The sequence below is a fragment of the Amycolatopsis sp. SID8362 genome (assembly GCF_010550475.1).
Classification (GTDB): Bacteria; Actinomycetota; Actinomycetes; order Mycobacteriales; family Pseudonocardiaceae; genus Amycolatopsis; species Amycolatopsis eburnea.
In genome coordinates this window covers 1-1,631 of the sequence record NZ_JAAGNB010001136.1, presented here as the reverse complement: position 1 = coordinate 1,631, position 1,631 = coordinate 1, and the positions used below count along the sequence as shown (strand labels likewise).

2 protein-coding genes are annotated in these 1,631 nt (G+C 74.1%); both read left to right on the top strand.

The features are described 5' to 3' along the window. Positions 1–404 (top strand): amidohydrolase family protein (locus tag G3I65_RS35380; RefSeq protein WP_160699953.1); only part of this gene is annotated, 404 nt, incomplete at its 5' end. A gap of 400 nt (positions 405–804) precedes the next feature. Further along, the coding region (locus G3I65_RS35375) for an AAA family ATPase (protein WP_160699952.1) at positions 805–1,631 on the top strand (827 nt) is incomplete at its 3' end.

The following is a 1,631-nucleotide window of genomic DNA, read 5'->3' as shown; positions in this document are numbered from 1 at the left end:
TCGTCGTCGGGGCGACGGTCGGGATGGTGCCGGTGCCCGGTGTCGCGCCGCCGCCGGAGATCGCGCGCCGCCTGCCTGCGGTGCTGGGCAACTTGCGGCGGCTGCACGAGCTGGGCGCGCCGTTCGTCGCGGGCACCGACGCCGGTATCGCCCCGGTGAAACCGCACGGCGTGCTCACGACCGCCCCGGCGATGCTCCACGACATCGGCCTCGGCCCGGCGGAGACACTGCGCGCGATCACCTCGGTGGCGGCGGGGGTGTGCGGGCTCGGGCACCGCAAGGGCCGGGTCGCGCCCGGGTTCGACGCCGACCTGGTGGCCGTCGACGGCGATCCGCTGGCCGATCCGTCCGCGCTGCGGCGGGTGGTCGCGGTGTACGCCCGTGGTGCGGAAGTGCCACGCTGACCGGCATCACCCTAGGTCCCGGCAAAGTCGCGCGCCGGCGAGCGGGTGACCGGCCGCGGGCCGGCTGCGTGGTCTGCGCGGCGTCGCGGGGATGTCGTGAATGGGTCATTCATGTCGTCTGGCGACATGAATGAGTCATTCACTACGTTCCGCGGCAGGGTGCTGGCAAAGTCGCGCGCCGGCGAGCGGGTGACCGGCCGCGGGCCGGCCGCGTGGTCTGCGCGGCGTCGCGGGGATGTTGTGAATGGGTCATTTATGTCGTCTGGTGAGGTGAATGACTCATTCATGTCGTCGCGAATCGGCGGATCGGCCGTGCTGCCCGACTTCGCCGGGGCCCTGGGCATCACCCGAAGGGGCGTGTCCGCCCATTCGGCCGGGGGCAGCCTTATCGTTGGCGGTCATGAGCGGTGATTTCGTCGGGCGGGTTCGGGAATCCGAGCTGCTCGCCACCCGGCTCGACGAAGCGCGGTCGGGCCGCGCCCGGCTGGTCCTGATCACCGGGGAGCCGGGGATCGGGAAGACCCGCCTGGCCCAGGAACTCGGGGCGCGCGCCGACGGCGTGCCGGTCGCCTGGGGACGGGCGAGCGACGACGAAGGCAGCCCGCCGTACTGGATCTTCCGCCAGATCGCTCGCGGTCTCGGCGGCACGCTGCCGCCCGCGCTGGCCGAGGGCGCCGCCACGAGCGACTCGGCGACCGCCCGCTTCGAGGCGTTCGAAGCCTTCAGCGAGGAGCTGCGCGAACGCGCCGAGCCCGCCGGGCTGATCGTGGTGCTCGACGACCTGCAGTGGGCCGACGCCGCGTCGCTCGCGCTGCTGGTCCACGTCGTCCGTGGCATGACCGGCTCGCGGTTGCTGCTCGTCGCGACCTACCGGGACACCGAGACCGGCGGCCGGGAAGCGCTGACGACGGCTCTCGCGGCGCTGGCCCACGAGGCGGGGCAGACCCGGATCCGGCTGGTCGGGCTGCCGCCCGCGGATGTGCGACGCCGGCTGGAAGCCGTCACCGGCCAGGAGGTGACCCCGGAACTCGCCGCCGTGGTCAGCCGCCGGACCGGCGGCAACCCCTTCTTCGTCGACGAGATGGCCCCGCTGCTCGGCAGCGCCGCGGACACGCTCCCGGACGGCGTCCTCGACACCGTGCGGGCCCGGCTGGCCCGGCTCAGCCCGCCGTGTCGCGAGCTGGTCGCGACCGCCGCCGCGCTGGGCAGCGAGCTGGACCCGCCGGA